Source organism: Litoribrevibacter euphylliae, from assembly GCF_042646085.1.
Lineage (GTDB): Bacteria > Pseudomonadota > Gammaproteobacteria > Pseudomonadales > Litoribrevibacteraceae > Litoribrevibacter > Litoribrevibacter euphylliae.
Genome location: NZ_JBHRSZ010000006.1, coordinates 62,784 through 86,897, shown reverse-complemented (window position 1 = coordinate 86,897; position 24,114 = coordinate 62,784). Strand labels below are relative to the sequence as shown.

The following is a 24,114-nucleotide window of genomic DNA, read 5'->3' as shown; positions in this document are numbered from 1 at the left end:
TCCATGAAAAAAGTAACAGCACGAGTATTGGACAATTCTATCAGAGAATTATTTCAACCACCTTTAAATAAGCGACAAATATTCAGCCCCGGTAAAGTGAAAGAAACCAATTGTGCTCAAAATAACATTTCGAAACATTTGGTTACATTCTCACAAAATTTCACTTGAATATCTATCTTAATGCCAGTAGCTTAGATGCATTAGAGATGGAAATAAGCCCTTCAGGCCTTTGCCAAAGCAGTCGAAGTACACCCCCTCCAAATTACATTGGTGTATTCCTCTCGCTTATTTTCCAGTTGTTCTCAATCACCGCAGTAATGGTATGTCAGGATGATGCGAAAACTCATAAAGAGCCTTGTGGTCTCTAAGGATCTTGAGACACACATCGATAAAATGCCCAAAGAAGTTGGCTCACTCGGCTATGATGCTTGGGGCTTTAACAGCGATATCAACAAAATTGGCGTCGCCCTATTTAAACAGCTATACGATCACTACTTCAGAGTAGAAGCCGACGGCCTTGAAAACATTCCCAAAGACGGTCCTTGCTTAATTATCGCCAATCACAGTGGACAGCTCCCTTTAGATGGCACGTTGATTGGTATTGCGATGGAGATGAACCCTCACTCGCCTCGGGCTCCAAGAGCGATGATTGAACGCTTCTTTCCTACCGTCCCTTTCCTCGGAAATTTATTGAATTCTGTCGGCGCTGTTATTGGTGATCCTTTGAACTGCGCCAAAATGTTGGAACGTGGCGAAGCCGTTATTGTATTCCCAGAAGGCATTCGCGGCTCAGGAAAGCTGTATAACAAGCGTTATCAATTACAGCGTTTCGGCAACGGTTTTATGCATCTGGCAATGAAGTACAACGCCCCCATTATTCCCGTTGGTGTTGTTGGCTGTGAAGAAACCATTCCAGCTATCGCAAATGTCAAACCACTCGCAAAACTGTTGCATGTCCCTTACGTTCCCATTGCTCTTCCTTTTATCTTCCCTGCAAAAGTACATCTCAACTTCGGAAAACCGATGCACTTCAACCACAACCCAGACAGTGGCCGGGAAATTACAGAGCAAGAAGTCACTAAACAGGTGGAACAAGTCAAATCAGCCATTCGAGGCTTAATTAACAAAGGCTTGGCGGAAAGAAAACGGATCTTCTAACCATGACAACCAAAAGCAAAAAAGAATTAGACGTGCCTAAAACCACCGCAACCATTGATCAAACCAAACAGATACTGATCACAGGTGCAGGTGGCGCCTTAGCCCAACATGTGATCTCTATTCTAAAACGCGACTATCGCATCGTTGCGGTGGACTTTCGCAGACGCGTAGAACTGGGCGAAGACATCCCAAGTTATAAAGTAGACTTTAACAAGCGCGGTTTCGAAGACATTTTCAGAACGTACGAGTTTGATGGCGTACTTCATCTAGGCCGAATGGGTCTGCATGAAGCCAACCGCACTCGTCGTTACAACATGAACGTACTAGGTACCCAGAAACTCTTTAACCTCTGCCTCAAATACAACGTTCATCAGGTGTTAGTGCTCTCAACTCATCACGTGTACGGTGCAGATGCATATAACCCTGCGTTGCTCGACGAAACTTTCCCATTGAAAGCCTCAGAACTAACACAAGATTTGGTAGATTCGGTAGAGCTGGAAAACCTTTCAACCATTTACAAATGGAAGCACCCAGATCTTCACATCACCATCCTTCGTCCGTGTAATATTGTCGGCCCCGGCGTTCGTAATACCATCTCGATGTTACTGTCACAAAAATACGCTCCTATCCTGTTTGGCTTCTCACCACTGATGCAATATATTCATGTAGAAGACATGGCCGAAGCCATTGCGACGGCCTTTAGCCAAAATAAACCAGGGATATATAACGTCGCCCCAGACGATTGGGTTTCCTACCAAGATTCTTTGGTGGAGTGTGGATGTAATCGCTTACCCATCCTATCTATACCACCGTCACTACCTAAAGTGGTGGCAAAACTCATGAACACTCGTTCATTCCCTGAGTATTTGGTGAACTATTTCAAATACCCGGTGATTATTGATGGATCATTATTCCGCGAAACCTTTAAATGGAAGCCTGGACGCAGTCTGGAAGAGATCTTCTCTTACTACCGAGAAGTTAAATAACAGAACAAGTAGAACACTATAATGGCCTCAACTTGAGGCCATTTTTATAACTCAAGAAAACACACACAAGACTTAATGTCGAAAATGAATAACGACACCCACCGCCTGATCTAATGTAAGATCCATCTCTTTCATCAGATAATCCACTTCTAATTGTTCAGATCGAGTTAACTCCAAATGCAGCTGAGGATGATAAGGCTCTTTCATTTTCAGTTTTTCCAGTACAGAGGTTCCCTTCTCCCGGCGATCACGTCGGCGTTGACGTTCTTGTTCTTTGATCAGCTGCACAAAGGAAGAAGCAAAAATACCGGCTGGCATCGCGGCAACCCCAACACCACACACGATGACCACTGAACCAAAAATCTTACCACCCAACGTAATCGGCGTGACGTCACCATACCCCACCGTCGTCAGAGTCACTAACGCCCACCACATAGCCGCAGGAATACTGCCGAAGACCTCAGGCTGTGCCTTGTGTTCGAACAAATAGGCTCCGGCGGCAGCAACAAAGGTCAGTGCCATAATAATGAATAACGCCGCCAACAAGATCTGTTTATTTTCTTGATACACCCGAAGCAGAATCGTCAGCGACGTAGAATAGCGAGTCAACTTAAGCAGCCTCGCCATAGCAAACAGCTTAAGGATTCTAAGATCAGAAAATTCAGAACTGGGTAAGACAAAAATCAACGCAAAGGGCAGAAACGAGAATAAATCCACCAGCCCCATCGGAGATAAGATATATTCCCGACGCTTGCGCCAAACAGAGTTACATTTTTTTTCATGAGGCGTGTCAGCCGCAACCCAAACACGTAATAGATACTCGATGGCAAAAAACACCACCAACACCTGACTCGACAACCAATACCATGCTCGCATTCGAAAGCCGTATTCAGGTATCGAGCCTATGATGACTTCAAGAATATTGAGGACAATGATGGTTGCTATGAAGATAGAGATAGCAACCGATGGTTTATTATCTACGCTCGGTGCGTTTAGATAAGTAAACCATCGCTGCCTTGGTGTTTGTGCTTTTGAGATTGAGCTTCCTGCCACCACACTCGTCCTAGCGAACCAGTTCAACTTCCAAGGTTAGCTCATCAACTACCGCAATGACTCGAACCTGAGCACCTTCAGCAGCATCCGGGCCATTAACACGCCAAATGGAATCATCCAATTTAACTCGCCCCTGACCATTTTGAATCGGCTGAGTAACCGTCGCAGTTCGACCCACGAATTGTGAAGATCGCTGATTAAGTAATGGCGCCTCAGTTTTCACCGGTCGTTTCACCCAATGCCGATACCATAGCCCAGTAAACACCACTGAACAGACAGCAAACACGAGTAATTGTGCTTCCCAGCTAATATCGAACAACACCATCAAGGCACTCACAATCAGTGCAGACAGTCCAACCCACAATAAGTAGCCGTTAAAAGCAACGGCCTCGACGATAAGTAGCACCAGCGCTAAACCACACCAGTGCCATAAGGTTAATTGCTCAAATACCTCAACCATAGAGCTTATTTCTTCTCTTCAAACGTGGACTTAACCAATTCCGAAATACCACCCAGAGAACCCACCACATTTGAAGCCTCAATCGGCATCATGATCAACTTACTATTATCGCTGGTTGCCAAGTTTTGCAATGCCTCAACGTATTTCTGAGCCACAAAATAGTTAATCGCCTGAACATCTCCTTTGGCAATAGCCTGAGACACCATGTGTGTTGCTTTTGCTTCCGCTTCTGCTTCACGCTCACGCGCCTCTGCTTCCAAGAATGCAGCCTGACGGTCACCTTCCGCCTTAAGAATTTCCGCCTGTTTCAGACCTTCTGCCTCAAGAATTTCGGCTTGTCGCTTACCTTCCGCTTCCAGTACCAAGGCACGCTTTTCACGCTCAGCTTTCATCTGAGCGGCCATGGCATCCACAAGATCGGTTGGCGGGCTGATGTCTTTAATTTCGATACGAGTTACTTTAATACCCCACGGATTAGTCGCATCGTCCACCGTGTTTAATAGGCGCTCATTAATCTGATCACGCTGAGACAACATCTGATCCAATTCCAACGACCCCAATACAGTACGGATATTGGTCATGGTTAGATTACGAATCGCATGTTCCAACTGATTCACTTCATAAGACGCCTTAGCTGAATTCACCACCTGGAAGAAGCAAATCGCATCAATTCGCACCATAGCGTTATCGGCACTGATTACCTCTTGAGGCGGGATATCCAAGACTCGCTCCATCATAATCACTTTATGACCAATAGAGTCGATGAACGGCACGATGATATTTAAACCAGGCTTTAAAGAATTAGTGTACTTACCAAAACGTTCGACGGTATATTCATGCCCCTGCGGCACAAATTTAACACCGCGTGATATCACCACAATGGCCAATACCACTAAAAGTACGAGGGTAATCAGGGTTGATTCCATGTTGTCCTTCCTTGCTTAACATTTAATGTGACCTTAGAGTTAATAATCTCTAAGAAAATTCCCAAAGAGTGAATTATAGAGCGGCTTTAAGAATAATTACCATGGAGTTTCAATGAAAAAACTGATTTCTGCATTTTGTCTCTTACTTTTATTCCCCGTATCAAGCCTTGCAGAAGAGGCGAATGATCAGAACTCAGACAAGCAATACGGCCTTATTTTAGGTGGTTTTTCCTATCACTGGAGCGAAGAACCTAAAGACAAGGATGGCAACCGCAAGGACTTCAATGAAGTACATAACACCCTAGGTGCCTTGGTTCGCTTTTACGAAGAGGATGACATTGAAATTGATTGGGCCGCGACCATTTTTACGGATTCTTACGACGAATCAGCGTGGGCCGTTCGAAGAACCTGGGGCAAAGCCTACCACTTCGAACACGTTAAAGTTGTACCGAAGTTAGCAGGTATGATCACCAAAAAGAGAACATCATACAAAGATGACGAATCCAAGATCTTTCCAGCCATCGCGCCAATGATGTACGTAGGTAATGAACACGTCGGTGCTGAGTTCTTACTCTTCCCGTGGTTTGACGGCTTTGGTTACGTTGAATTTGAAGTGCTTTTCTAAAGCAAGGCTCTCCTCTAAAGCAACTTTGAATTAGCAATTTCAATTACTAATTCAAAGGCGCTACTCGCATCACTTCTTCGATAGTGGTTATGCCTCGTGCCACCTTCTGCGCACCACTGATACGAAGCGAACGCATCCCCTCTTTATACGCCTGTGAACGGAGCTGTGCGATATCGGTTTGCTCATTTACAAACTCTTTAACGCTTTCCGTCATCGGCATCACTTCATAAATACCTTCACGGCCTAAGTATCCGGTGTTGCGACATTCCAAACAACCTACCGGTCCAAAGGTTTCTGTTGGCACGCCGGCACGCCACGGACGCGTCAGTCTATCCCAGGCACCTTCATCGACGGCATGAGATTCTTTACAGTGCGGACACAAACGACGCACCAAACGCTGCGCCATGACGCCCAACACAGTGGCCTTAATCAAGTATGGAGGAATACCCAATTCCTGCAAACGGGAAATTGCCGTCGGTGCATCGTTGGTATGTAAAGTTGAAAGCACCAAGTGGCCCGTTAACGCCGCTTCAATAGCAATTTCTGCAGTTTCTAGATCTCGAATCTCACCTACCATGATAATGTCCGGATCTTGACGAAGTAACGAGCGCACACCACTAGCAAACGTTAAATCGATATTGTGTTGAACCTGCATTTGGTTAAACGCAGGCTCCACCATTTCAATCGGATCTTCAATGGTACAAACATTCACTTCTGGCGTTGCTAGTGCCTTTAAGGTCGAATACAAGGTCGTGGTTTTACCGGAACCGGTTGGCCCCGTCACAAAAACAATACCGCTGTTCTCTGTGGTCATTTGATTCCAGCGTTTGAAGTCATCCTGAATCAAGCCCAACTCACTAAACGGCTTTAGCAACACATCAGGATCAAAAATCCGCATTACCAGTTTTTCACCAAATGCGGTTGGCATGGTCGACAAACGTAATTCAACCTCATTGCCTTCGGTGCTCTTGGTCTTTAAACGTCCGTCTTGCGGTTTGCGCTTTTCCGCCACATTCATTCGACCAAGAATCTTTATTCGACTAAGCACTGCAGTCGCAACTTGTACCGGAAACTGATACACCGCATGCAATACACCATCAATCCGAAACCTCAATACGCCCTGATCTCTTCGCGGCTCAAGGTGAATATCACTGGCCCGCTGATCAAAAGCATATTGCAGCAACCAATCCACAATGTTCACAATGTGCTTATCATTGGCATCGTGACTGCCTTTGCGCCCAAGCTCCAGCAGCTGCTCCATGTTGGTAACTTTGCTTTCGCCTTGGCTCTTATGATCAGTCGCTGCACCGCTTACGGATCGTGCCAAATTGTAGAACTCAACGGTAAAACGACGAATATCTTCAGGGCTCACCACCGCTCGTCGAATCTCTTTCCTCAGGACATGACGCAAACCCGCTTCCCAGTCATCAATAAAGGGCTCACTCGAACCGATAACAACTTCCGTAGGGCTGACTTCTAACGCAAGGATTTGATGCTGCTGAGCAAACTCGTAAGACATCACCGCTGTAATAGACGTCACATCCACTTTTAAAGGGTCGATATGAAAATAACGTTGGCCAGAGACTTGGGCTAGCACTTCGGAGATAGTCGGAGCGTCCAATGAGCGTTCCGGCATCTTGTGATCCGCCAAACGTAACGAAGCTAATTGCTCAATGGGATTGTTATTTTTCTTTGTATCGACATTAGTAAACACATCTTTGGCATCTTCCTCCGAAAGTCGCCCTTGAGATTGCAGCATTTCTACAAGGTCTCGCAAAAGAAGCTTTCTGCCTAAGAGTTTATTAATGTCCACACCATATCCTTACTTGCTATTTTTGTTATTTCTAACGTGTATTCTTGCTAACGAGTGTTGTTTTATTAGTTGCGATATTTACTCACGACTTACACATGCCTTACCCAATTTTATTGCGCATGCAGCCAAGCATATCGCGCTAAGCGTAACAACCATTGACCTTTCAATAGAGGGTTTAGTGTACTGACATCGCCAAACAATAACCAAGGGTTAACATCCATTTCCTTCAATACACCGGCATTAACCAAACCTTCTAATACCTTTGGCAGTTGATCTGATACCGGCTGTGTTGAAGAAAACATCAGCTGCTGAATCACCCACTCTAATTTCTCTGAGCCGTTGGATTTTTCAGTTAATTGAAGCAACTTCACTTGCCAAACGCCGGGATGATAAAGCTCAAAGCCCCGCTGAGCTTTGGTAACATCAGAGACCAGCAGTGGAATGGACTTACTCAAAGCTTCCGCTAAATCAAACACACAATCAGGCGATCCGTCGAGTAACTCCAATTCTATTTCTGTCAACGGGGTTGTCTGACCATTGGAGACGACCTTCCCACGATCCAGCACAACCTCAATACGTGAGCCTTTGGACGACGTCCACATCCAGACCGAACGCGTAAAGTTTGTCTCAAACACAGGCACTAATCGATTCACATCGAGATCGCATGGCCAAACATCCTGTGGGAAAAGGTCGGGCTGAAGGCTTGGTGAGCTAGAGAGATCGCTAGACGAACATTCACCTATTTTATGCTCCCACTCGCCCCGTTGATGCAAGCCGCCAACCGAGGTGCCTTTGGTTTTTAAGGTTTGTAAATACTCATTCCCAGACTTTCGTATTCGGAGCGCTGTTCTCGCGTTAAGTAGAAGTAGCTCCGGCGTATCAAAGTAAATATTCTCTAAGACTTTATCGGATCGACGCTCACAGGCGGGATGTGAATGAAACCAATCAAGATTAAGAAACTGAGTGACGGTTTCTTCACTCAGCTCTAATTTTAATTCTAACTCGTGTGACATTAACTTCAGGACTTCCTAAATACAGCAGGCTTATTGCAATGAACAGCTCAAAAGCTAACTCAGTAAATTGATTACTTTTGCCTCAGTAATCGGCTTAGCAAGGTATTCTATGGACAACGCTTTAACTTTTTCTTTTACATTTTCTTCACCATGGGCCGTGATTAACACGATACGGCTCTCAGGGTTAATTTTTAATAATTCAGGCACTGTCTCCAAGCCATTTTTTCCAGGCATTTCCTCATCCAACGTAATCAAATCCGGCTTATGCTGTTCGACCATTTTTATGGCCTCCAAGCCATCTTTGGCCTCATATACATCAAGACTACCACTGATAGCCTCTATCATCGTCTTTAACATCACACGAGAGATCTCGCTGTCGTCGACTACCAAAATAGTCTTCCCGTAATAGGGTGACTGAGATTTACTACCGAGGGGGAAACGACTTATGCTCATAGTTGCTTGTGTCCTAAATTAAGCGGGTGGGAAGTTAAACTCCATCATCTCACTCTAGTATAGATAACAGAGAACCCCACAGAAAAACACCTAAATGGCTTAAAGGAACCATTGCTTTAAGAAGCTATTACTTTAAGGAACAGAGGAACAATAATAAAGTTAAACTCATACTTAAAAATGAGACCTGACTCGCGTGGTAACATTTCATTACTTGAATAGAAAATGCCGCCTTTAGAGACTGTGTTCAAGGTCTGAAACTCAATGGTTCCGAGACCATCTCTTTTAGCTATACTTTAGACAGCTTAAACTACACAACAAAATTTCAATCATAAGTTCCTTAAACTAAGGCGAACCACCTAATGCTATTACTTGGTGAACACCCAGACCACATCGAAAAGATGGCCGCTCGATTGAAAGAGCTCAGTAAATACCTGGTTTCTGGATTAATCAACGACTTAACGCCGCGACAACTCAATCACATTGAAGATCTCTATCAAGATTGTGATACCAATACACTCTTTTACCTTCAGTCAGGTACCATTCAAGTTGAAAGTAACGATCGAGTCGTTTTTTATTACGAAGAAGGCGATCTGGTTGGCCTGCAAAACACCTTAGATATTCCGTCTCCCAAGCTATGTAGCCCTGACCCAGCCACCGTAATTGCTATCGATAAGCAAGTATTTGCGGATCACGTTGCCAACAAACCCCATTGGGCACAATATCTATTAATACTCTCAACCTTCTTTAAAGACGCCTACTCACGATTGGCTCAGATTCACTCCATACCACAAACGGGTTTTCTCACATTTAAACAAGGCGATGTGATCATCCATGAAGGAGATGAATCTGCCGAAGTTTATACCATGCTCTCCGGCCATGCCGATGTCATGATCAAAGACAAAAAAGTGGGAGAGATATACAGCGAAGAAATATTCGGCGCTATGGCTGCGTTTACCAACTCACCACGCAGTGCCAGTGTCGTGGCCTCTGAAGAATGCCAAGTATTGGCCGTTCCCAAGGATCAATTTGTAAACCTGATCCAGTATCACCCAAAAACCTGTGTCAGCCTAATAGAAAGCATGGCTCGCAAGATCAAATCTATGAATGAAATGATCTCCTCTTAGTACGAAGAAATAACTAATTTCAAAAAAAACAAATGATAATCATTATTATTTAGTTGACATAGAGATGAGAATGATTATTATTAGAGGCAGAAATCAACGAACAACACACTCATTGGTTTCTATCTCCTCATCAAGCTAATCACGGTTTGCCCCTTCCATTGGAAGGGGCTTTTTTTACTAAGCCCTCACCAATAGAAAAAACCATTAAACCCCACTTTAGCAATCACCTAAGCATATAAAGACTTGATTGATTATACCGTTTCTTTTCTAATGCCCAGCTTCTCAGCCCATATAAAGCTGACCTCCATAATTCATACCAAGATAAATAAGTTACACCCTGTTTCAACAATCCCTTTAGGAAAATATTAATGATCAAGTTAAAGCTCTATTTTTCATTCATCCTACTTATGATGGCGTCATCCCTAACTCTCGGCGCAGCTATTTCTAATGAATCGCTAGATAAAGTCATGAAGATGTCAGGATTAACCCAGCAAATTGCAGAAACGCCAGCAGCCATCATCGGCGGACTAGCTCAAGCGCGCGCGCAAGGGACACCGGTATCAGACGACGTGTTTACTGCTCTTTCAGATACTGTAAACAACACATTTCATCCAACAAAAATTGAAGACGCAGTCAAACAAAGTTTGAAATCAGCGCTAACGGAAGAAGATGCGAAGAAACTCTTCTCCTGGTACGACACAGCTCTTGGTAAGAAAATTACGGATGCGGAAGTAAAAGCAACATCACCAGAAGCAATGCAATCCATGATGCAACAAGCCCAACAGTTAATGAGCAACCAAGAAAGAGTTCAAATTGCGCTGGAAATGCTTAATCAAATGAAAGTTTTGGATAAAACCTTAGCTTCTCAAGAAGCAACTGCCGTTGCCGTATATGCAGCAATGTCGAGCGCTTTAGCTCCAGATCAACCTGTCAACACTGAAGCTTATCGTCAACAATTCTCAAGCCAGCTTTCAGCAATGAAACCACAACTTGAACAGATGATTGTTTTAGGTTTAGTTTATACCTACCAAGACTTCTCTGTAGCTGATATTAAAAAATACATCGAATTCAACAAAACACCTGCTGCATCAAAACTCAACCAAACCTCGATTAACGGTATGAACACCGCAATTTCAAGCGCGGCTAATAGTTTTAATTAATCATTAAAACCGATACCAAGCCACTTTCAGTTGCTGGCTTGGTTCGGTTTTCTCAATTATCAACTTTGACTAACACTCATCCCAAATCCGATCCCGAAGCTTCAACTTTTTGTTCTTGAGTTCCTTCGCATCTTTTAAGCTGTAGCCCTTTTTCAGCTTGGTTCTTAACGAAGCCAACTCGATACGCCAGTCATTGCATTGTTTCGCCTCATCCAAAAACGAAACCTTTGGCTTGTCTTTAGCTTTTGGAGGGGGAGCCTTCCAATCCACTGACGCAGCATCTACGGCAAGCATATAATTCATCACACCCAAAGTTACGACTTTGGCATTGGGATGGACACTGTAGGGCTGATTGGTAAAGTGAGTGATACCTCGTTCATCTTCCCATGTGTAGATTTGAGCAGGTAAAGAGGCAGGTATTAAAAGGCAGAAGCACAGCATCCATTGCTGATAACATTTCATTTCGACAAGTCCTTTTATCTTGAGATTCGTCCTTTGTTATACTTGCGCCCTTCTTTCGACATCCATTCGTAATAAGTATGAAATATCTCTGTAAACTGTCAGAACTTGAAAACAATCAAAGTAAAGGCTTTGAGTTAGACGACGAGACATCGGTTTTTCTGGTGAAAAAGTCGGATCATGTCTATGGCTATAAGAATTACTGTCCACATCTGGGCGTGAACTTAGAATGGCAACCAGACCAATTTCTGGACAGCACAGAGACTTTGATTCAATGCGCCATGCACGGTGCTCTCTTTAGCATCGAAAGCGGGTTATGTATCAGTGGCCCATGCAACGGGCAGAAGCTTCAGGAGATCGCCATCCACATTGAAGAAGATGGCATTTATTTGGATGACTAAGATTTTACAGATGAACAATGATGTTTTATCTGAGCATCAAGACACTTCGAGAGGCAATCCTTTGACAATCTCGGCACTGTCTTCTGTGAATTCCACCTGATAAGCCAACACTTTTACACCGGCTTTTATTGCTTCACGCAATAAACGACCATATTCCGGGTCAATATGATCTGCAGGAGCAGCCCGTTCAATGCCCGTATGTTGGACGCAAAACACCAGCGCCGCATGTACACCCGATTGAACCAATTCGGTCAGCTCTTTGAGGTGTTTTTGTCCTCGCTCGGTGACCGCATCCGGGAAACAGCCTAATCCATCACTTTCCAGTAAGGTCATGCTTTTCACTTCGACATAGCAAAATTCACCGGCGTCATTTTGACCTCGAAGGTCAATACGACTGTTCCCGACCTTCACTTCGGATTTCCAATGAGAGAAATCTGTTAGCTCTGAAATCACCTTATTCTCAACCGCTTCTTTAATGAGCTTATTGGCCAAGTGAGTGTTGATGCCTATTTTATGCCCTGACGCCACTTGTACGATTTCAGAGGTCCCTGGTAATTTGCGTTTTGGATTATCCGATAGCGAATACCAAACGAGATCACCTTCCGCGCCACAGTTTTTCATTGAACCCGTGTTCGGACAATGAATGGTTAGAACACCCTCTTCCGTCTCAACATCCAAAAAGAAGCGTTTATAACGTTTTAACCAGCGACCGGATTGTAACTTACTAGAATATTTCATTGAGCTATACTTACCTATTAGCCTGAAATTGGAGCAACTCAGAGAAGTGACTCCTAAGTGTTTTAAAGACCCTGAAATCAAGCCGTAACCGCTTGATCTGCTTCGAAGCACGAAGAGTATGGCATAAAAGAAATTTATCTGGTAATGTCTCCCAGCTTGGACGGGGAAGCAGTATTCCCAGGCCAGATAACAATATAAGTCAGGATGGGTAGTTAAAGAGGCACCTATATGCCAGAGAACCAAGAGAAGCTGCTATCAACCTTCACTCCTTATGAAATGAAGAAGGATGAAGAGTACATGAATGAAGCTCAGCGTGAGCACTTCACTCAAATCCTTAACAACTGGAAACAGCAGTTGATGGAAGAAGTTGATCGCACTGTGCACCACATGCAGAATGAAGCAGAGAATTACGCAGACCCAAGTGATCGAGCTACTCAGGAAGAAGAGTTCAGCTTAGAGCTTCGCACTCGTGACCGTGAGCGTAAGCTGATCAAGAAAATCGAGAAGACTCTTGAGCTGATCGAGAAAGACGATTACGGCTACTGTGATGCATGCGGTATTGAGATTGGTATTCGCCGTCTTGAAGCTCGTCCTACAGCGACCTTGTGTATCGACTGTAAAACCCTTGCGGAACTAAAAGAAAAGACAACCGGCCTTTAATTCGCCCTGTCATTTTTGCATTAGTTATCCGTACAGAGTGGTCTGAACTCATTCACTGCTTTCGGACCACTTCTAACTCCTATTTTTTTCAGCACCGTCAATTCATGTACTTCTGATCTTATGTACATCGGTCGTTTTGCACCCTCACCCACTGGCCCGCTTCATATGGGTTCCCTGCTTGCCGCAGTCATTAGTTATTTCGATGCAAAAGCGCATGATGGGCAATGGCTCGTTCGGATTGAGGACATTGACCCACCGAGAGAACAACCAGGTGCAGCGCACGCAATTCTCAACACATTAGAAGCCCATCACCTTTATTGGGATGGTGACGTGCTCTATCAAAGTCAGCAACATGAAGCTTACCAAACGGCCATAGATCAACTTCTATCTCAGGGCGATATCTATCCGTGCCAATGCTCTCGAAAACAACTGACGCAATTTAACGAGCAACATCTCCACACATTGCCACACCCCGACCAATGCATTCAGCCCTTAGATCCGAAAGCACCTTATGCATTGAGAGCCAAACCTGCAGACTTTTCGTATCAAGACTTATATCAAGGAATTCAGCAGGGGCAGGATGGCCACTTTGTGGTAAAACGTCGGGATCAACTCTTTGCCTATCAACTGGCTGTAGTCGTTGATGACCATGAGCAACATATTAGTCATGTAATCCGCGGCCATGACTTATTGGATTCCACCCCCAAGCAGTTAATTTTATATCAAGCTTTAGGCTACCAACCGCCCGTATTCGGACACTTCCCGGTCATCGTCGGAGATAATGGCCAAAAACTCAGCAAACAGAACTTTGCTCCTGCCATCGACGACACACATGCGTTGGCGAATCTCAAACAAGTCTTCCATTATCTTGCGATCCCCATTCCAGAGACGAGTGATCTAGATGAATTCCTAAAATTTGGCTGTGAACAATGGAAAGCAAAGCGCCCTGATTGCATCAAAGCTCAAACCATTCAGCAAAACCACTAAGCATCACTCAAAGAAAGAAGCCGATACATCTGCAACAACCTCAAGAAATAGAAGAGAATTTTTCATTGTTTTGAGGATTTATCCCCAAGCCAATGATAGGCTTAGCCTTTGTTGGTATTTAAGAATAAAAACGGTTTTGGATAACCTCGAATGTACGTCTATCGATTGTTGTTTTTGATGGTATTAGGCATTTACGTCTTCTCGCCTATTATCATGAACTGGTGGTTAGAGCCAGACGGGGCATGGTATCGCCCTTATATCATTTGGTTCTTTGTCATCCTGCTCTCTTTCTGGCTAAGCCGACAGCGAGGTGAAGATGACTTTTGACCTCACGTCGATCAGCTTTATTGCTATTGGTTATCTGATTGTTCTTTTTGGTATCGCCTTTATCACCGATAAAGGCTGGTTTCCAAGAAAACTGATTTCTCATCCTCTGACCTATGTTCTCTCGTTAGGGATTTACACCAGCTCCTGGGCCTTTTACGGCAGCGTCGGGCTTGCCTACGAATACGGCTTTGGCTTTCTCGCCTTTTATCTCGGTATTGCCGGAGCCTTCATGTTGGCTCCTGTGCTATTACAGCCCATTTTAAAACTGACTAAATCCTACCAACTGAGTTCTCTGGCCGATTTATTCGCGTTCCGATATCGCAGTTCCTGGGCGGGGATTCTGACCACAGGCTTTATGACCATTGGCGTACTGCCGCTGCTCGTTCTGCAAATTAAAACGGTGGTCGATACCGTTCTTATTATGACCAACAACGAGCAACCGGCTCAGATTGTTGGCATCAGCTTCTGTTTACTAATGATTGTGTTCGCAGTCATTTTCGGCACCCGACACACCTCAACCCGAAATCAACACGAAGGGTTTGTGGTCGCCATTGCCTTCGAATCCATCATTAAAATGATCGCCATCTTAGCCGTTGGTTTCTATGGTATTTTTTATGTCTTTGATGGCCCAAGTGATATGGAAGATTGGTTGGCCTCCAACAAAGACTTACTCAGCACCATGCACACCACACTGAACGAAGGACCGTGGCACGCGTTACTGTTAATGTTCTTCGCCAGCGCCATCGTAATGCCGCACATGTTCTATATGACCTTCACTGAGAACATGAACCGCCGAGCGCTGAACACCGCCAGCTGGGGCATGCCAGTCTTACTGCTCATCATGAGTTTGCCGATTCCGATTATTCTGTGGGCCGGTTTAAAGCTTGGCCTTCGGTATTCCCCGAGCTACTTTACGCTGACGGTGGGACTGCATCAAGGCAATGAATGGTTAACCATCCTGACCTTTATTGGTGGTTTGGCCGCCGCCAGTGGCTTAATTATTGTGGTGACGCTAGCACTCTCCGCCATGTGTTTGAATCACCTCATTCTGCCATCCCTACCGATTCGTGAAGGCATCAACATATACAAGAATGTGCTGTGGATTCGTCGGATATTAATCATTGCCATTGTGACGGCCTCATATTTCTTATATCTGGGGGTAGGAACCGATCAAAACCTCAGCGATCTCGGGTTAGCCGCCTTTGTCGCCACCCTGCAATTCCTGCCCGGCGTGATGGGCTTATTATTCTGGCCAACCGGCAATCGACAAGGCTTCCTCTCTGGCTTAGTCGGTGGCATTGTGGTTTGGATCATAGGTATCTTAGTACCACTGATTTCAGGCCATTCTGTGCTCGACTTCTACGACTTCACGTACAATTTCGCCGGTCAGCAATCGGGCTATTTGATTGCCCTTGGTGCCACCGTTGTGAATGTCACCTTGTTTATTATCGTCAGCGTAGTGACTGAAACCAACGAAGACGAACAAGCCACAGCGCAAGCCTGTGCCGTGGACACACTGACAACGCCACAACGTCGCCAGCTGGATATTTTAAGTGCAGAAGAGTTTCGTGAACGCTTAGCCAAACCCCTTGGCAGCAAGACCGCTACTCGGGAAGTCGACCGAGCCCTACTGGATCTGCAACTGCCACTGCACGAAGATCGCCCTTACGCATTACGTCGATTACGAGATCAGTTAGAAGCCAACTTATCCGGCTTAATGGGGCCTGTATTAGCGAAGAGTATTCTCGACAGAAACATTCCATACAAAGAAACCCCAGTGGGGGGCGCGTTAGATGATATTCACTTCATCGAGAGTCGCATCGAGAACTACAACCAGCAAATGACCGGTTTGGCTGCTGAGCTAGATAGCCTGCGTCGCTACCACAGGATGACACTTCAAAACCTTCCTATGGGAGTCTGCTCCATCGGTGGTGACGGTGAAATCCTAATGTGGAACCGCGCCATTGCTGAACTGACCGAAGTCGACGAACGAGACATTGTTGGTGCACACATCAGTACCGTTCCTGACCCATGGGGCGATGTGCTTCAGACCTTCACCGAAGATGAATCAACTCATCACCACAAGAAAACGGTGGAATTTGGCGGCCGCAACCATTGGTTCAACCTCCATAAAGCGGTGATTTTCCGTGATCGGCAAATCGACTCACCGTACACCGGCAGTATTGTGATTCTGATTGAAGATCTGACCGAAACTCAATTGCTGGAAGAAGAACTTATTCACAGCGAACGACTGGCTTCCATCGGTCGTTTTGCAGCGGGGGTTGCTCATGAAATTGGCAACCCAATTACCGGCATTAACTGTCTCGCTCAAGACATTAAGTACGAGTCAGACAACCCGGAATTGAAAGATATGGCCGAACAAATCATCGAGCAAACCAAACGCGTCTCGAACATCGTTCAAACTCTGGTAAGTTTTGCTCATGCAGGAACGCACAAATCAGATCGCACCTTAACCCCGGTGCATATCAACCAGTGCATTAATGAAGCTATCAACCTGCTGACGTTAAGCCAAAAGAATCAGCGCTATGTCGAATTCATTAACCATTGCGATCCTGAATTGGAAGTAATTGGCGATGCTCAACGACTGGTGCAAGTGTTCGTTAACCTCGTAGGCAACGCACGCGATGCCTCGCCTGACGGAACCAGTGTGGTAGTACGATCAATCGCAGGGGAACAATCCTGTACCATCGAAGTTATCGACGAAGGGCACGGCATTCCAGAAGATAAACTGGATCAGATTTTCGACCCCTTCTTTACCACCAAAGAACCCGGAGATGGCACCGGACTAGGGTTGGCAATGGTCTACAGCATCATCGAAGAACACCATGGCAACATCCAGGTCGATAGCCCTGCAAACCCAGAGACTGGAAAAGGATCACGGTTTGCGATTACTATACCACGCCATAATAATGATAATGACGATGATCCAGAACGACCTGAAGCATCTGAATAGCATGAGTACCACGGTTTTTTCGGCGTTAATAACGCGGCTTTAAGGGACATCCATGAAACGAATTTTGATTGTAGAAGATGAAGGTATTATTCGCTCGGCATTGAAGCGATTACTTGAGCGTAACGGTTACCAAGTGGATGACGCAGGCTCTGTTCAGGAAGCGACAGATTCCTATGACCTATCCGATTACAGCTTAATCATCAGTGACCTTCGTCTTCCTGGTGCTCCTGGTACCGACTTAATCAAACAATCACCTGGCGTGCCCGTACTGATTATGACCAGCTACGCCAGCCTGCGCTCTGCAGTAGATTCGATGAAGATGGGTGCCGTTGATTACATCGCCAAGCCTTTCGATCATGAAGAAATGCTTAAATCGGTTGCCGATATTCTGAATCGTCCACACGTATCTCAAAAAGCCAGCCCGACACCTCAAGCAAACTCAAACAATTCTCCGACTCAAATTATTGGCTCCTGCGCACCGATGCAGACGTTCTTTAAACGTCTGCAAAAAGTATCGCCAACGGACACAACGGTATTAATTCTTGGAGAATCTGGTACCGGTAAAGAGTTGGCCGCTCGTTCCATTCATGAACACAGTAAACGAGCCAACGCTCCGATGATTTCAGTAAACTGCGCGGCCATTCCTGAAACTCTGATTGAATCCGAACTGTTTGGTCACGAAAAAGGCGCGTTTACCGGTGCAACAGCAGCGCGCAACGGTTTGGTTGAAGCCGCGGACGGTGGCACCCTATTCCTTGATGAGATTGGTGAACTGCCGTTAGAAGCGCAAGCTCGCTTGCTTCGGGTTTTACAAGAAGGGGAAATTCGTCGCGTCGGTTCTGTGCAGTCTAAAAAAGTCGATGTTCGACTGATTGCAGCAACTCACAGAGATCTCAAACGCATGGTCAGTGAAGGCCAGTTCCGTGAGGATCTGTATTACCGCTTGAACGTTGTATCCCTGAAACTTCCGCCGCTTCGTGAACGTGAAGGCGATGTTATTGAATTGGCAAAAGAGCTTTTGAAACTGCATTGCGAAAAAGTGGGCTGCGAGGAAGTTCAGTTATCCGCCGATGCCATTGACGCCATAAGCCAATACAACTGGCCAGGTAACGTGCGTGAGCTTCAGAACGCCATTGAACGTTCTGTCATCATGTGTGAAGACGACATCATCACCGCAGAAATCCTGTCTTTAGAGCTGGATGCCCAACCAATAGAAAGCGGCATACAAGCGGCTTCTAGCGCGGCCCCTGTCACTCAAGAGACAAGTGATTCACAAGAAGGTCTGTCTTTAGAAGATTATTTCCAGAAGTTTGTTCTCGAGAATCAAGATCGAATGAGCGAAACCGAGTTGGCTAAAGCTCTAGGCATCAGCCGTAAAAGCCTTTGGGAACGCAGACAACGCTTGGGCATTCCAAGACGCAAAAAGTCCTAAGTCATTTATTACCGTTTATTCTTTCAGTGCCCCTTCTTTGTAAGGGGCATTTTATTTCGCTCTCATCTGTTCCTACACCCATTCCTACATCACCTTAGCCTAGAGCTAGCACCTCAAACCGCTAGATACATGACAGCTTTGGGTACACATAACCATGGGCACACGCAGCCATGGGCACACGCAGCCATGGACACACGCAGCCATGAGCGCATGAAAAACAAATATTACTCACGTTACCGTCGTTTGTTACCCAACCAAAGTGTTACCTTACTTAACACCCAAAAGTAATTTTTCGTAACACACCTCAGAAACTCTCCGTTCCATTTTCCTGCACAAAACAACTAAGACATTGTTTTTAAATGATTTTCACAATCTGGCACTGCACATGCGTTGTTATAAGTACTTTCAAACACCAACAATAAAAATAAAAACAGGTGTGATTTAGCCCCAACAATAAAAATAACAACCGGGGCAGGAAAGCTTCTATAAACGCTCTCAAGCGACCTCTAATGAGGACACGTTATAGAGTTGTGGTGGGCAGGAAGCCCTTTGATTTGTTACAAATCCCACAATAGTTTGGAGATACAGGCACCAAAAAGAATAATAACTGCCTGTCTGCTTTATCATTTTCTTTGTGTTACATTTCTTGCTCATGTACACTCCAATCACATTCCAAAGCTTGCAACTTCACGCAACTACTCCATTAACGCTACTAAAAGAAGTTACCTGTCATTATGGTGTTTAAGGGCATCAAGAAACGCGTCAAACATTTTCTGAATCGTAACACTGACACCGCATTCAATAATGCTGAGCCAGTGATTGTCAGCAGAGATAAACACCCTGTCTCTCGAAAACAGATCAGCAACAATGCTCTTAAAGTTCTTTATCGCCTGGAAAGTGCAGGTTTCGAAGCCTATCTGGTAGGCGGATGCATTCGCGACATTTTACTCAATCATAATCCGAAAGATTTTGATATCGCGACCAATGCGCATCCCGAGCAAGTTCATAAACTGTTTCGCAACTCTCGCTTAATTGGCCGCCGCTTTCGTTTAGTACACGTTCACTTCGGGCGCGAAATTATCGAAGTAGCCACCTTCCGAGCAAATCATCCGGAAGACACCAAACCCGTTGCACAAATCAAAGGTCAGCATAAATCAGCTACCAGCAATACTGGTATGCTATTGCGAGATAACGTCTACGGTACAGTTGAAGAAGATGCGGCACGTCGCGACTTTACTGCCAATGCGCTGTATTACTCGATTTCCGACTTTTCAATTCATGATTATGGGCAAGGCCTAAAAGACATCGAAAATCGTACGCTTCGCATGATTGGCGAACCTAGCGTCCGTTATCAGGAAGATCCTGTGCGCATGTTAAGAGCCGTGCGTTTCGCGGCGAAACTGGACTTCGACATTGAAGAAGCCACACAAGCGCCGATTCCAGAGATGGGCAAGTTACTGCTTAATATTCCATCCGCCCGTTTATTCGACGAAGCATTGAAGCTATTTCAATCAGGCCACGCCGAACAGTCGTTCCGCCTACTAAGAGAACACCAGTTGTTCCGCTTTATCTTTCCTGAAGCAGATGAACTGCTCAATGAAGACGAACCTGGATTTATTGAACGCTTAATTCTTTGTACTTGCCAAAACACCGACAAGCGCATTGCAGAAGATAAGCCAGTTACTCCAATCTTTTTGTTTGCAGCCTTCTTATGGCCGAAAGTCCAGCAACACTGGGAAGAACAGAAAGCCTTCATGCCGCCAGTACCGGCCTTGACGAAAGCCGCTCAATTGGTACTAGATCAGCAAGTCAAAGTCACTGCAATTCCAAAACGCTTCTCGACCGCTATCAAAGAGATCTGGGATTTACAGCTGCGCCTGCAACGACGTAACGGTAAAAAAGCCTTCCAGTTACTGGACCACCCTAGATTCAGAGCCGCCTATGACTTTATCCTGCTAAGAGAACAAGCAGGTGAAAATCTGGACGGTTTAGGTGTTTGGTGGACAGATTTCCAAAACAGCGATGACAATGCCAAGCAGAAAATGGCGAGCAAAGCGGGTCACCCACGCCGAGGAAAGCGTCCATCCGGCAAACCATCCAACAATCGCTATAAAAACCGCTCACGTTCACGTAAGCCAAAAGACTCAGCACCAAAGAGTTCCGACTAAGCACAGAAGTTTAGTCATAAGTATTTGATCTAATTGCAGTAAAGGATTCTGGAATGACTAACATTGCCTATATCGGTATGGGGAGCAATCTAGAATCCCCATTAGAGCAACTGAAATCCGCAAGCCAAGCCCTGCACAATCACCCAGATATTCAAGAGATTCATTTTTCTCACGTTTACAACACCACTCCGGTAGGCCCACAAGACCAACCAGACTATGTAAACGCAGTGGCGAAGCTAACCACTTCTTTATCTGCCATCGAATTACTGGACTTACTGCAAGCAGTGGAACAAGAACACGGGCGTGTTCGCACTATTCGCTGGGGCGCCAGAACGCTGGATTTGGATATATTGCTATTCAATCAGGAAGTTATTAATACTGAACGCCTGATCGTGCCGCACTGCCAGATGAAAGTACGTAACTTTGTCCTTATTCCATTAAGTGACTTATCACCCAATCTAGTACTCCCCGACGGCAGCTCTCTTTCTGAATTACTGGCCGAATGTCCGGACAATGCCATCCACAAAATACCCCACGTATTTCTGCCGTAATCTCTGTACCAGCGAAATCTGACGACGCTTTAACCCAAATCAGAAGAGCAACATAAATACACAAAAAGCCGTTTTTAGCACTTAACTATCTTTTTCTGTGTGATAACATGCGCACTTCTTAAACAGCTGGGTCAAAAACCATGGCAGTAACAGTCAATACTCTTAAAGAGATAAAACAAGCCGGTGACAAATTCACGTGCTTAACCTCTTACGATGCTACCTTTGCTCAATTGGTGAGCAGTGCCGGAGTTGAAGTCATTCTTATTGGCGACTCATTAGGCATGGTACTCCAAGGTAATGACAGTACCTTACCCGTTACCGTTGAAGATATGGCATACCACACTCAATGCGTTGCTAACGGCAACCAAGGCGCCCTGTTAATGGCTGATATGCCATTCATGTCCTACGCGACACCAGAGCAAGCTATGGAAACAGCAGCCGTCTTGATGCAGTCCGGCGCCCACATGGTAAAACTGGAAGGTGGCGACTGGCTGGTTGAAACTACTCGATTACTGAGTGAACGCGGTATCCCAACCTGTTTGCATTTAGGCTTAACACCACAAACCGTAAACAAGATGGGCGGTTATAAAGTGCAAGGCCGTCAGGATCAACAAGCGGATAAAATGGTTACCGACGCAGTTGCATTGGCAGAAGCCGGTGCCGACATTATTCTACTTGAATGTGTTCCTTGCGATTTAGCCGAGAAGATTACACAAGCCGTTGATATTCCTGTCATCGGCATTGGCGCAGGCAATAAAACCGATGGCCAAGTATTGGTTATCCATGACATGTTAGGCGCAACCACAGGCCATAGACCTAAGTTTGTTAAAAACTTCCTGGAAGGTAATAACAGTATTCAGGCGGCGATTGAAAACTACATCCAGGATGTAAAATCGGGCGCCTTCCCTTCGGAAGAACATACCTTTAAATAACCAATTCGATAAAAAACACACAAGGCAGCCTCTCGCTGCCTTGTGATTATTTTGGATTCTGCTTTTAGCTGAACCGTCCTAAGCTTAGCCACCAAAGAATTAGAATCCCTCGATTGATTAACTAAGAAACTCCATTATGAAAATCATTCACAGTATTCAAGAACTTCGTAAAGAACTTCACATGCGTCGCTTTGATAAAGAGCGCATTAGTTTTGTACCGACCATGGGTAATCTTCACGAAGGTCATATTAGCCTAATTCATAAAGCCGCTGAAAAAGGCGATTGTGTTGTTGCCAGTATCTTTGTTAATCCTTTGCAATTTGGCGCTAACGAAGACTTAGAGTCTTACCCTCGAACGCCAGAAGAAGACGAAGCACAATTACTTGCCACAGGCAGTGTCGATTACTTATTCCGCCCGCGTGTGGAAGAGATCTACCCTGTTGGTCAGGAAAACCACACCGTAGTTGAAGTTCCGAACATCTCCGATGTCTATTGTGGCGCCAGCCGTCCTGGCCACTTCCGAGGCGTAGCTACGATCGTTTGTAAACTACTTAACATCGTACAACCGGACTTTGCGATTTTTGGCCGTAAGGACTATCAACAATTGATGGTCATTGAAAAAATGGTTGAAGATCTATGCCTTCCAGTCAAGGTGATTGGCGCGGACACCGCCCGAGCTCAAGATGGCTTAGCACTTAGCTCAAGAAATGGATATCTGACTCAAGAAGAACGTGACACGGCACCAGCATTGTACAAGGCCTTGGTTGAAGCCAGAGAAGCCATCATTGCCAGCCAAGCAGATTTCAAAGGCATTCAATCCCGAGCTAATCATGCACTTGAACAGGCAGGCTTCAAACCGGATTACTTTGACATCTGTAATGCAAAAACCCTAGAGCCTGCACTGAGATCCGATCAAGAGTTAGTCATCTTAGCTGCTGCTTATCTTGGTAAAGCCCGCTTGATCGACAATATGGTCGTGTCTTTGAGCACAGACCAAGACTCCAAATCCTAAGTAACACATGTAAGTAATATCTGAATAAGCTTAGGAATAACTCGACATTCTTGCCCGAAGCCGACAATCAAACTCACACCTTAGTAATATGAATGAGCATTGATTGATCACTCAAACGCTTTCGGGCATACTTCGCGCTCGCTATTCAGGCTCCGTGCGAGTGTACGCACATAAACGACTTGATGTTATCAAGTAGCGATCGCTTCCAAGGCATTTGAAAGTGATCATTGATATCCAGTAGAGGGGATTTATCCATGCAATCCATAATGCTGAAAGCAAAACTGCATCAGGCACGAGTTACTCATGCCGTATTGGAATATGAAGGATCGTGCGCGATTGACGCGAACTTACTTGATATGACTGGTCTAAGAGAATACGAGCAAATTCAGATTTATAACTTGGATAATGGTGAGCGTTTCACCACTTACATTATCCGAGGTGAAGCAGGCTCAGGCATTATCTCTATGAATGGTGCCGCAGCACATAAAGCGTCTCCAGGCGATCGCGTCATCATTTGTGCTTACGGCAACTATTCTGATGCAGAGTTAGCCAACCATAAGCCTAAAATGGTGTACTTGATGGAAGGCAACGAAGTTAGCCACAGCGCTAATGCTATTCCGGTACAAGTCGCGTAATAACGACTGACAGTACATTTCTAAAAGAAGGCCTAGGGGGACTTATTCAGAGATTCCCTAGGCCTTC

The 24,114-nt window shown here is 45.2% G+C and carries 23 protein-coding genes; 15 read left to right on the top strand and 8 right to left on the bottom strand.

The window, feature by feature from the left end:
• Nucleotides 1-330 precede the first annotated feature (330 nt).
• Both ACFOEK_RS14350 and ACFOEK_RS14345 read left to right on the top strand, forming a co-directional pair.
• A complete protein-coding gene (locus ACFOEK_RS14350) occupies nucleotides 331-1,158 on the top strand; it encodes a lysophospholipid acyltransferase family protein (RefSeq protein WP_386722123.1) in 828 nt (275 codons plus the stop codon).
• A 2-nt stretch (nucleotides 1,159-1,160) separates the two neighbouring features.
• Entirely contained in the window at nucleotides 1,161-2,144 is a 984-nt protein-coding gene (locus ACFOEK_RS14345; protein ID WP_386722121.1) for an SDR family oxidoreductase, read from the top strand.
• A 72-nt stretch (nucleotides 2,145-2,216) separates the two neighbouring features.
• Here the strand turns inward: ACFOEK_RS14345 and ACFOEK_RS14340 are convergent, their stop codons facing one another.
• From ACFOEK_RS14340 to ACFOEK_RS14330, 3 genes are read right to left on the bottom strand one after another with little or no spacing between them, the layout of a single operon-like run.
• Nucleotides 2,217-3,197 (bottom strand): ion transporter, encoded by a 981-nt coding sequence (locus ACFOEK_RS14340; RefSeq protein WP_386722120.1) that lies wholly within the window; start codon nucleotides 3,195-3,197, stop codon nucleotides 2,217-2,219.
• Nucleotides 3,198-3,207: 10 nt separating this feature from the next.
• A complete protein-coding gene (locus ACFOEK_RS14335; RefSeq protein WP_386722118.1) occupies nucleotides 3,208-3,657 on the bottom strand; it encodes an NfeD family protein in 450 nt (149 codons plus the stop codon).
• Between the two features lie 5 nt (nucleotides 3,658-3,662).
• Nucleotides 3,663-4,583, bottom strand: coding sequence for an SPFH domain-containing protein (locus tag ACFOEK_RS14330; protein ID WP_386722116.1), 921 nt, complete (start codon nucleotides 4,581-4,583; stop codon nucleotides 3,663-3,665).
• A gap of 112 nt (nucleotides 4,584-4,695) precedes the next feature.
• On the opposite strand from ACFOEK_RS14330, the gene ACFOEK_RS14325 reads away from it, so the two are divergent.
• Nucleotides 4,696-5,208, top strand: a complete 513-nt coding sequence (locus tag ACFOEK_RS14325; RefSeq protein WP_386722114.1) for a hypothetical protein — start codon at nucleotides 4,696-4,698, stop codon at nucleotides 5,206-5,208.
• Between the two features lie 46 nt (nucleotides 5,209-5,254).
• Here the strand turns inward: ACFOEK_RS14325 and ACFOEK_RS14320 are convergent, their stop codons facing one another.
• The 3 genes from ACFOEK_RS14320 to ACFOEK_RS14310 form a co-directional block, all read right to left on the bottom strand.
• Nucleotides 5,255-6,967, bottom strand: a complete 1,713-nt coding sequence (locus tag ACFOEK_RS14320; protein ID WP_386722354.1) for a GspE/PulE family protein — start codon at nucleotides 6,965-6,967, stop codon at nucleotides 5,255-5,257.
• A gap of 164 nt (nucleotides 6,968-7,131) precedes the next feature.
• Nucleotides 7,132-8,034 (bottom strand): CYTH domain-containing protein, encoded by a 903-nt coding sequence (locus ACFOEK_RS14315; protein ID WP_386722112.1) that lies wholly within the window; start codon nucleotides 8,032-8,034, stop codon nucleotides 7,132-7,134.
• A gap of 54 nt (nucleotides 8,035-8,088) precedes the next feature.
• Nucleotides 8,089-8,487 (bottom strand): response regulator transcription factor, encoded by a 399-nt coding sequence (locus ACFOEK_RS14310; RefSeq protein WP_386722110.1) that lies wholly within the window; start codon nucleotides 8,485-8,487, stop codon nucleotides 8,089-8,091.
• A 359-nt stretch (nucleotides 8,488-8,846) separates the two neighbouring features.
• On the opposite strand from ACFOEK_RS14310, the gene ACFOEK_RS14305 reads away from it, so the two are divergent.
• Nucleotides 8,847-9,611 (top strand): cyclic nucleotide-binding domain-containing protein, encoded by a 765-nt coding sequence (locus ACFOEK_RS14305; protein WP_386722108.1) that lies wholly within the window; start codon nucleotides 8,847-8,849, stop codon nucleotides 9,609-9,611.
• A gap of 368 nt (nucleotides 9,612-9,979) precedes the next feature.
• Entirely contained in the window at nucleotides 9,980-10,771 is a 792-nt protein-coding gene (locus ACFOEK_RS14300) for a DUF2059 domain-containing protein (RefSeq protein WP_386722106.1), read from the top strand.
• Between the two features lie 69 nt (nucleotides 10,772-10,840).
• Here ACFOEK_RS14300 and ACFOEK_RS14295 read toward each other — a convergent pair whose 3' ends face one another.
• Nucleotides 10,841-11,233 carry a DUF4124 domain-containing protein gene (locus ACFOEK_RS14295; protein WP_386722104.1) on the bottom strand — a complete coding sequence of 131 codons (393 nt, stop codon included), beginning with the start codon at nucleotides 11,231-11,233 and terminating at the stop codon, nucleotides 10,841-10,843.
• A gap of 77 nt (nucleotides 11,234-11,310) precedes the next feature.
• On the opposite strand from ACFOEK_RS14295, the gene ACFOEK_RS14290 reads away from it, so the two are divergent.
• A complete protein-coding gene (locus ACFOEK_RS14290; RefSeq protein WP_386722102.1) occupies nucleotides 11,311-11,631 on the top strand; it encodes a Rieske (2Fe-2S) protein in 321 nt (106 codons plus the stop codon).
• Between the two features lie 36 nt (nucleotides 11,632-11,667).
• Here the strand turns inward: ACFOEK_RS14290 and sfsA are convergent, their stop codons facing one another.
• A complete protein-coding gene (gene sfsA, locus ACFOEK_RS14285; protein ID WP_386722100.1) occupies nucleotides 11,668-12,369 on the bottom strand; it encodes a DNA/RNA nuclease SfsA in 702 nt (233 codons plus the stop codon).
• Nucleotides 12,370-12,597: 228 nt separating this feature from the next.
• Between sfsA and dksA the strand changes: the two genes are divergently transcribed.
• The 9 genes from dksA to panD all read left to right on the top strand — a co-directional run bounded on the left by dksA (nucleotide 12,598) and on the right by panD (nucleotide 24,047).
• The gene (gene dksA, locus ACFOEK_RS14280) at nucleotides 12,598-13,029 is read left to right on the top strand and encodes an RNA polymerase-binding protein DksA (RefSeq protein ID WP_386722098.1); all 432 of its coding nucleotides are present in this window, start codon (nucleotides 12,598-12,600) and stop codon (nucleotides 13,027-13,029) included.
• A gap of 120 nt (nucleotides 13,030-13,149) precedes the next feature.
• Nucleotides 13,150-14,016, top strand: coding sequence for a tRNA glutamyl-Q(34) synthetase GluQRS (gluQRS, locus tag ACFOEK_RS14275; protein WP_386722096.1), 867 nt, complete (start codon nucleotides 13,150-13,152; stop codon nucleotides 14,014-14,016).
• Nucleotides 14,017-14,332: 316 nt separating this feature from the next.
• Nucleotides 14,333-17,317 (top strand): ATP-binding protein, encoded by a 2,985-nt coding sequence (locus tag ACFOEK_RS14270; protein WP_386722094.1) that lies wholly within the window; start codon nucleotides 14,333-14,335, stop codon nucleotides 17,315-17,317.
• Nucleotides 17,318-17,369: 52 nt separating this feature from the next.
• Nucleotides 17,370-18,749 (top strand): sigma-54-dependent transcriptional regulator, encoded by a 1,380-nt coding sequence (locus tag ACFOEK_RS14265; protein ID WP_386722092.1) that lies wholly within the window; start codon nucleotides 17,370-17,372, stop codon nucleotides 18,747-18,749.
• A gap of 737 nt (nucleotides 18,750-19,486) precedes the next feature.
• Nucleotides 19,487-20,917, top strand: coding sequence for a polynucleotide adenylyltransferase PcnB (pcnB, locus tag ACFOEK_RS14260; protein WP_449280226.1), 1,431 nt, complete (start codon nucleotides 19,487-19,489; stop codon nucleotides 20,915-20,917).
• A gap of 53 nt (nucleotides 20,918-20,970) precedes the next feature.
• A complete protein-coding gene (gene folK / locus ACFOEK_RS14255) occupies nucleotides 20,971-21,468 on the top strand; it encodes a 2-amino-4-hydroxy-6-hydroxymethyldihydropteridine diphosphokinase (RefSeq protein WP_386722088.1) in 498 nt (165 codons plus the stop codon).
• Between the two features lie 140 nt (nucleotides 21,469-21,608).
• Complete coding sequence (panB, locus tag ACFOEK_RS14250; RefSeq protein WP_386722086.1) at nucleotides 21,609-22,400, top strand: 3-methyl-2-oxobutanoate hydroxymethyltransferase; 792 nt, start codon at nucleotides 21,609-21,611, stop codon at nucleotides 22,398-22,400.
• 136 nt (nucleotides 22,401-22,536) lie between these two features.
• On the top strand, nucleotides 22,537-23,412 hold the full coding sequence (gene panC, locus ACFOEK_RS14245; RefSeq protein WP_386722084.1) for a pantoate--beta-alanine ligase: 876 nt from the start codon (nucleotides 22,537-22,539) through the stop codon (nucleotides 23,410-23,412).
• 254 nt (nucleotides 23,413-23,666) lie between these two features.
• Nucleotides 23,667-24,047, top strand: a complete 381-nt coding sequence (gene panD, locus ACFOEK_RS14240) for an aspartate 1-decarboxylase (RefSeq protein ID WP_386722082.1) — start codon at nucleotides 23,667-23,669, stop codon at nucleotides 24,045-24,047.
• Nucleotides 24,048-24,114: the final 67 nt, after the last annotated feature.